Below are 7,563 nucleotides of genomic sequence, written 5' to 3' on the forward strand. Positions count from 1 at the left end.
AGGTTAAAAATGAAGGCGCCACTTTACAATAAAACCCTTAAATAATAAATAGTTAATTTTGTATATTAATATTTTGCCGTCAGTTTAAAATGTAAAAATTTTTGTATACAAACATATGTTCTTGATTAAAACGTATATGAAAATTATGGTGCTTATTTAAAATTTAAAGCCAAAAGGCAAAAAGCTATATCTTTATTAAAATCTGGGTAACAGCTAAGTTTTCACTTCTTTTTTACCTATAAAAAAGCGCCTGAACACAAAAAGTTACAGACGCCGACAACTTTAAAATCTCTTGTCTTTAAATTGCATCTTTTACAAAAAGAAGATCTACTTCATCGTCACTTAAAAGACGATATTCTCCCTCTTCAAGAGATTCATCCAATTCAAGCGATCCGATTTTAAGTCTGGTAAGTTCAATTACCTCACAGCCGACACATTCAAACAAGCGTTTAACTTCATGAAAACGGCCTTCCTGTACCTCAACCAAACCGACGTTATCCGCTTCAATTGTCAATTTTGCGCTTTTATACGGAAATTTTTCCTCAGGATGTTTTAATCCTTTAAGAAAAGCACTTACCGCTTTTTCCGGGATCGGCTTATCGGTTACCGCGCGATAAAGCTTTACAATCTCTTTTTTAGGATGAGTTATTTCATGAATAAGCTCACCGTCATCGGTAACGATTAATAATCCCGTAGTATCAATATCAAGTCTGCCGGCACAATGTAATGTTTCAGGACGAAGTTCATCCACAAATAGCGAAGTTACGATGCGATGATTACGATCGCGATCGGCACACACCATATCAGTAGGCTTATTTAACATATAAACACGTTTTTTAAAGCCTTCTTCATAAAGCGATATCTCATCGTCATCAATGGTAATAATGCTGTTTACCGGAATTTTTAAAGCCGCTTCCAAAGCGGCTTTACCGTCAACTAATACTCGTCCTTCTTTAATAAGTGCGCTCGCTTCCTTTCGGGATAATCCGGTAAGTTTTGCCACGCACTTATCAAGACGTTCTTTTTGTACTTTATCAGACACCGTATTTCCTTAAAATCAAGGTTGCGTTAGTACCGCCAAAACCGAAGCTGTTGGACATTACGGTATTAAGCTCCGTCACTCTTGCGGTGTTGGCGACAATATCAAGACCTTGTGCACTTTCATCCAAAGTTTCGATATTAATTGAAGGAGCGATAAAATTGTTCTCAAGCATAATCAAGCTGTAAATGGCTTCATTAACGCCTGCAGCGCCTAAAGCATGGCCGGTCATGGATTTAGTTGATGAAATGGGCGGCACTTTGTCTTTAAAGACTGCTTTAATCGCCTCGATTTCCTTAACGTCACCGACTACGGTCGAAGTTCCGTGAGTGTTAATGTAATCAATAGGATACGGACAAGTTCTTAAAGCCTGGCACATGCAGCGCTCAGCTCCCTCTCCTGACGGAGCGACCATATCATAACCGTCAGAGCTTGCGCCAAAGCCTACAACCTCGGCTAAAATTTTAGCGCCTCGGGCTTTAGCGTGTTCTTCATCTTCAATAACCACAATGCCGCCGCCGGCACCAATTACAAAGCCGTCGCGATTGGCGTCATACGGACGAGACGCTTTATCGGGGGTAGCATTATATTTACTTGACAATGCGCCCATACCGTCAAAAAGGCAGGCGATAGTCCAGTCGGCAGCTTCTCCGCCGCCAGCAAAAATAATGTCATGGCGACCGAGCATGATTTCATCGCAAGCAGCTTCTATACAGTGAGCAGAGGTCGCGCACGCGGAACTTACAGAATAAGAAACGCCTTTTATCTTAAACGGAGTTGCAAGGCAAGCTGACGTTGTGGAGCTCATTGCCTTGGTTACGGCGTAAGGTCCGATGCGCTTTACGCCCTTAGTGCGCAAAATATCGGCCGAGTCTACGGTAGTTTTAGTCGAGCCGCCGCCCGACCCTACGATAAGGCCGGTTCTTTCATTAGAGACATCTTTTTCTTCAAGTCCTGACATTGCGATAGCTTCTTTCATTGCAATGTAAGAATAAGCTGCCGCATCGCCCATAAAGCGCAAATCGCGTCTGTCTATATAATCTTTAAAATCAATATTAACCATGCCGGCAACTTGTGATCTCATGCCTTTTTCGATGAAATCAGGCTCTGCTACAATTCCTGAACGTCCGGCCTTTAATGAATCTAAAACAGCATCTTTTCCGATACCGATGCTGGACACAATACCGTAACCGGTAATAACTGCTTTACGCATAAACGTCCCTGTCCTCCGAACTCATTTTTACATTTACATTCAAACATTATTAGAACGTCAATTCAACCGCCTAAGTTAAACTTTTTATACTTTTTTTATCTTATCCGTAAATTTAATTTTTTCTTATGCAACAAATTATTTTTTAAAAAATGTTAAATTCATTTTGATAGTAAAAATTCAACAGTTTTTCACAAAAATGCTATGTACTTAGCATCTTAATTTTTCTTAGTTTTTTATAATCTTTCATCAAGAGTTTTTGAACACAAAAAAACAATCAAACAACATAAGGTCTTTTTATGCATATCCAACATAACAAGGATTTGCATCGGTTTACTGTTGAAATTAACGGGCATACAGCTTTAGTTGATTATCAGCTGTATGACGGTGCCCTTGATATCCGCAAGACATTAGTACCTAAAGAGATAAGCGGCAGAGGTATTGCCGCAGCCTTGGTCAAAGCAGCCTATGACTATGCCCTAGAGCAAAAATTAAAATGTATCGGAACTTGCTCTTACGCCGTGGTGTGGCTTGATCGTCATCCTGAATATAACGGACAAAAAAGTACGGACTTTGTCGAAGGTGCCTGCGCCGTTGCACCGCATGCCGTCAAAAAATAATCTAAAAAATTTTTTGGCTTATATAAGCCTTCCGTAAGATAGTTGTGTGCAAATTGCACACAAACCTCAAAGTGCGCTTATAAATTTTTTATATGATGTTTTCTTTTTTAAGGAAACATCTATGCTTAAAGCATTAACGCAAATACTTATCTCCCTTTTTACATTAACCTGCATCTTTTCCTTTCTTTTAAATTATCTAAATGCCTGGATAAACGTGTCATCATCTTTGCCTATAGGAATCTACCTTATAAAAAAAGACGATGGTATACCTAAAAAAGGAGATCTGGTTTTATCCTGTATCCCTAAGCTTTATGCCAATCTTGCTTTTGAGCGCGGTTACCTTACATCAGGAAAATGCGAAAATAAAATCGCTCCAGTAGGCAAATATATTGCTGCGGCAAAAGGAGACAATGTACGAACCGCATCCGACGGAATATATATAAACGGCAAGCTTATAAAAAATTCAAAGGCACAAAAATATGATGCAAACGGCTTTAAAATGTTTACCCAAAGTATCAATCGAACACTTTATGATAATGAAATTTTATTACTTAATGAAAAAGAAAATTCTTTTGATAGCCGCTACTTCGGAATAATTGACACCAACTTTATAATCGGAAAATTAGAGCCTCTTGCGATATTAAAAGAATAAAGAGAAAAACCCCGGACACATGATCCGGGGAAGATTTCACAAGTGCAAATTAAGAAAGTTGATTAGAAGGTATAACGGGCACCGACTGAGTAAACGTCCTGCTCAAAGTCTCTGCAGTCATTAGATGCTGCCTTAAAGTCATCATCAGTACCTGCATCAAAACGAGCCTCAACCCAAACATTGAAGTTCGGAGTAATAGCATAGTTTACGTAAACCGGAATGGTATATGCATTTGAATCATAGGCTTCAGGGCCATTGCCGTCATAGTCAATGTTCATCCACTCCCAAGCGGCATAAACATTAACACCACAGTCAAAGCCGTAACCTAAAACAGCTTCAACGCCCTGTACTGCATAATCATTGCCATTACCGTTCATAGTGAAATCACGGTTGTTATACAAAGCGGCGATAAAAGGACCTACCTCTCCACCCCATGAGATAGCGGCAGCCCACTGCTTATAGTTATCATAACTACGCTTAATATCAGTTGCAGTATAATTATAACCACCTAAATCATCTTGGAAACGAACATAACCATAACCGGCCTTAACGGAAATCGGACCAAAAAGAACATCAGGAGTTGTATAACCGACAGCTACGGAATAACTGTTTTTAATATCTAGCTCTTCTTCAGCAGCCCAAGCACCGTTTACAGTCTGTCCATCCTTTGCACTGCCGTAAGTTGCCATAAAGTCAACACCATAACCTGACCAGCTATACATGACCATACCGTCACGCTTATCATCGTTGCCAATCTGACCGGCGCATCCCCAATCATCAAAAATATCGGTTACGACCGTTACACCATTGTATACGGCATCTTCAAAGCGTCCTGCTTTTAACTGACCAAACTGACCGAAATCAGCACCAATCCACAAATAACGGTTCGAAAATGAATCGTTTCCGTCTGAATCAGCAACGTCCCATTCAACATTACCGAATGCGGCAATTCCATCAGTTAACTGCGTACGAACATCAATGCCCAAACGTCCTGATCCTACGATACCGGCATCTCCTGACGCTGACGTATTAGCAGAATCCTGTGAATATGCAACAGCCTGAATACGTCCGTAAACATCCATTGATGTCCCGTCTTTATCATAAACGGTAGCGGCAGACACAATTGAAGATACGGTAATTGAAGCAACAGCTAATGCCAATAATGACTTTTTCATAATTTTTAAATCCCCAAAATTTACAATATTATAGCTATAGGCAATTATAGTTATCTATAACTAACTATAATTAGTATAACACAACATAAAATTGAAAAAATAAAAATTAGAAAATGATTAAAATATGTGCAAGGGAAAATAATAAAACAAAATGTTTGTGCTAAAAAAGCATGACCCCGGACAATGCCGGGGTCAAAAAATCAACAACTGCTTAACAGCTGCTTATTAGAAGGTATAACGAGCACCGACAGAGTAAACGTTCTGCTCGTAATCACGACTTTCATTTGATGCTGCGTAGAAATCGCTATCAGTTCCAATATCAAAGCGAGCTTCAGCCCAAACTTTGAAATTCTGGTTGAAATTATAGGTTACCAGTACCGGAATTGTGTAAGCATCAGAATCATAAGACTCGCTACCGTTGCCATCATAATCAATGTTCATCCACTGCCAACTTGCCAAGATGTTAAGACCACATTCAAAACCGTAGCCTAACAAAGCCTCAACTCCCTGAACCTTGTAATCTGAATGGGAAGAAACATCGTTCATGGTGAAATCACGAACACTATACATTGCTACAGCATATGGACCGACATCTGCAGTTCCCCAAGACAAAGCCCCTGACCACTGTTTGTAATTATCATACTGATGAGTATAGCTGTAGTTTCCATTATCATCCTGGAAGCGTACATAACCGTAACCTGCTTTAACAGCGATCGGTCCGAAAAGAACGTCAGGTGAAGTATAACCTAAAGCAACAGCAAAACCGTTTTTAACGTCGGCATCACTTTCACCGTTGCCAAACCATGCACCTTCAATTCTCTGTCCGTCTTTTGCTGTACCATAGGATGCTGCAAAATCGACGCCATAGCCAGACCAAGTATACATAATCTCGCCATCACGCTTATCAGATGAACCTAAATGACCATTGCAACCAGCATCTTCATAAATATCGGTAACAGATGTTACACCATAGTAAACAGCATCTTCAAAACGACCGCCTTTAATCTGACCAAACTGGCTGAAATCAGCGCCTACCCAAATATAGCGAGCGCTAAAATGATCGTTTGCATCGCTGTCTGCAACATCCCACTCAGCCTTGGCAAAACCGTCAATTCCGTCAGTAAGGGCAGTATTAACCTGAATACCTAAACGACCAGAACCTACAAGACCGGCATCACCTGATGCTGAGGTATTGCAATGATCTTGTGAATAAACAACAGCCTGAACACGACCATAGACATCCATAGAGGTACCGTCTTTATCATAAACGGTAGCAGCAGAAGCAGATGAAGCTGCAAAAGCAGCAACGGCTAAAGCTAATAATGACTTCTTCATTTTATTTATCCCAATTAATGAAAGATTTTTATTATGTTTGCAAGACGATTAGCGCCTGCAATAAAATTTTTGCATTATACACTTATTTTTTGAGATCAAAATATGAAGTTGCAAATTGCACTAATAAAAGGAAAGGAAAAAGAAAATTTGAGCAGATAAAAAGCAAAACCCCGGCATAAGCCGGGGTCAAAATCAACAGCTGCTTTGCAGCGACTGATTAGAAGGTGTAACGAGCACCAACAGAGTAGACGTTCTCTTCAAAGTTGGTCTTATGAGTCCAATTATCGAAGCTGTCCTTGCCATCATCAGTGCCGGCATCAAAACGTGCCTCAGCCCAAACGTTGAAGTTAGGGTTAATCTGATAGTTGACATAAACAGGAATAGTGTAAGCATCAATATCAGCACCATTAGCACCATCCTGATCGATGTTCATCCATTCCCAACCAGCACGAATAGCAACACCGTTGTCAAAACCATAGCCGACAATTGCTTCTACACCAGATACAGTGTAATCATCCATCTTAGTGCCATTATGCCATACTTTAGTAACTGCATCAGCATTAACAGAAAAATCACGTGCCTGATAGGTTACTGCAACGAGCGGACCTGCGGCCTTGGTACCCCATGACAAAGCAGCTGCCCACTGAGAGTAGTTATCATATACGCTATTGGAAGCACTACCCTTATCATCATTCATACGATAGTAGCCATAACCAGCCTTAACAGCAATCGGTCCAAAAAGGACGTCAGGAGAAGTGTAACCTAAAGATACTGCAAAACCATTTTTAACATCGACAGACTCGTTTTCATACCAAGCACCATCCATGTTTACGTTATCTTTGGCAGTCTCATAGTTTGCCTTGAAATCAACGCCGTAGCCTGACCATGAATACATGATCTGACCTTCACGACGATCGTCATTGCCTAACTGACCGTCACAGCCCCAATCATCGAAAACATCGGTAGTGGAGGTTACACCCTGGTAAACGGCATCACGGAAGCGACCGGCTTGTAACTGACCGAATACACCGAAATCAGCACCAACATAAACATCACGAGCTTCAAAATTCTGCTTCTTGTCAGAGTCAGCTGCATCCCACTCGATGAAAGCAAAACCAGCGATGTTATCAGTGAGCTGAGTACGCATTGCGAGGTTAACACGAGCTGAACCAACTAATGAAGCATCACCAGAATCAGGAGTACCGCCCTGATTTGAATCCTGTGAGTAAACAACAGCCTGGATACGACCACCAACAGCTAAAGAGGTGCCGTCCTGATCATAAACAACAGCAGCAGAAGCAGAGGAAGCTGCAAAAGCAGCAACAGCTAAAGCTAATAATGACTTCTTCATAATCTTATCCCATTAAAAAATTATATACTAGGAAAACAAGTTGCGGCTTTTTTGCCACGGTCTAAATATACCATTATTTTATTCTTTCTAACCAACTATTTTTACTTTTTTGCAGGTATTGCTTTTTATTAAAAATTCAATTTTTAATTAACTAATTGATTTATATATAAAAACATAATCT

At 40.2% G+C, this 7,563-nt stretch carries 7 protein-coding genes; 2 read left to right on the plus strand and 5 right to left on the minus strand.

Annotated features, from left to right (window positions below; translation table 11 throughout):
* Positions 1-298: 298 nt before the first annotated feature.
* Both QZ019_RS08455 and fabB read right to left on the minus strand, forming a co-directional pair.
* The gene (locus QZ019_RS08455) at positions 299-1,042 is read right to left on the minus strand and encodes a pseudouridine synthase (protein ID WP_295484167.1); all 744 of its coding nucleotides are present in this window, start codon (positions 1,040-1,042) and stop codon (positions 299-301) included.
* A complete protein-coding gene (fabB, locus tag QZ019_RS08460) occupies positions 1,035-2,252 on the minus strand; it encodes a beta-ketoacyl-ACP synthase I (RefSeq protein ID WP_294565389.1) in 1,218 nt (405 codons plus the stop codon). The genes QZ019_RS08455 and fabB overlap by 8 nt, the downstream gene beginning before the upstream one ends.
* Before the next feature lie 296 nt (positions 2,253-2,548).
* Here fabB and QZ019_RS08465 point away from each other — a divergent pair, with 296 nt between their 5' ends.
* Together QZ019_RS08465 and traF are read left to right on the plus strand one after the other, a co-directional pair.
* Positions 2,549-2,869 carry a GNAT family N-acetyltransferase gene (locus QZ019_RS08465; RefSeq protein WP_295484169.1) on the plus strand — a complete coding sequence of 107 codons (321 nt, stop codon included), beginning with the start codon at positions 2,549-2,551 and terminating at the stop codon, positions 2,867-2,869.
* A 121-nt stretch (positions 2,870-2,990) separates the two neighbouring features.
* The gene (traF, locus tag QZ019_RS08470) at positions 2,991-3,521 is read left to right on the plus strand and encodes a conjugative transfer signal peptidase TraF (RefSeq protein ID WP_295484172.1); all 531 of its coding nucleotides are present in this window, start codon (positions 2,991-2,993) and stop codon (positions 3,519-3,521) included.
* A 62-nt stretch (positions 3,522-3,583) separates the two neighbouring features.
* Here traF and QZ019_RS08475 read toward each other — a convergent pair whose 3' ends face one another.
* The 3 genes from QZ019_RS08475 to QZ019_RS08485 all read right to left on the minus strand — a co-directional run bounded on the left by QZ019_RS08475 (position 3,584) and on the right by QZ019_RS08485 (position 7,382).
* Complete coding sequence (locus QZ019_RS08475) at positions 3,584-4,696, minus strand: porin (protein WP_295484174.1); 1,113 nt, start codon at positions 4,694-4,696, stop codon at positions 3,584-3,586.
* 225 nt (positions 4,697-4,921) lie between these two features.
* Complete coding sequence (locus tag QZ019_RS08480) at positions 4,922-6,031, minus strand: porin (RefSeq protein WP_295484177.1); 1,110 nt, start codon at positions 6,029-6,031, stop codon at positions 4,922-4,924.
* A 217-nt stretch (positions 6,032-6,248) separates the two neighbouring features.
* Positions 6,249-7,382: a porin gene (locus tag QZ019_RS08485; protein ID WP_295484179.1), complete on the minus strand. Its 1,134-nt coding sequence runs from the start codon at positions 7,380-7,382 to the stop codon at positions 6,249-6,251.
* Positions 7,383-7,563 lie beyond the last annotated feature (181 nt).

This window comes from uncultured Succinatimonas sp. (assembly GCF_905203285.1).
Lineage (GTDB): Bacteria > Pseudomonadota > Gammaproteobacteria > Enterobacterales > Succinivibrionaceae > Succinatimonas.

Excerpts from the sequence above, each read along its gene's own strand:
- fabB (WP_294565389.1), bottom strand. The coding sequence starts at position 2,252 with ATGCGTAAAGCAGTTATTACCGGTTACGGTATTGTGTCCAGCATCGGT.
- QZ019_RS08465 (WP_295484169.1), top strand. The coding sequence starts at position 2,549 with ATGCATATCCAACATAACAAGGATTTGCATCGGTTTACTGTTGAAATT.
- traF (WP_295484172.1), top strand. The coding sequence starts at position 2,991 with ATGCTTAAAGCATTAACGCAAATACTTATCTCCCTTTTTACATTAACC.
- QZ019_RS08475 (WP_295484174.1), bottom strand. The coding sequence starts at position 4,696 with ATGAAAAAGTCATTATTGGCATTAGCTGTTGCTTCAATTACCGTATCT.
- QZ019_RS08480 (WP_295484177.1), bottom strand. The coding sequence starts at position 6,031 with ATGAAGAAGTCATTATTAGCTTTAGCCGTTGCTGCTTTTGCAGCTTCA.
- QZ019_RS08485 (WP_295484179.1), bottom strand. The coding sequence starts at position 7,382 with ATGAAGAAGTCATTATTAGCTTTAGCTGTTGCTGCTTTTGCAGCTTCC.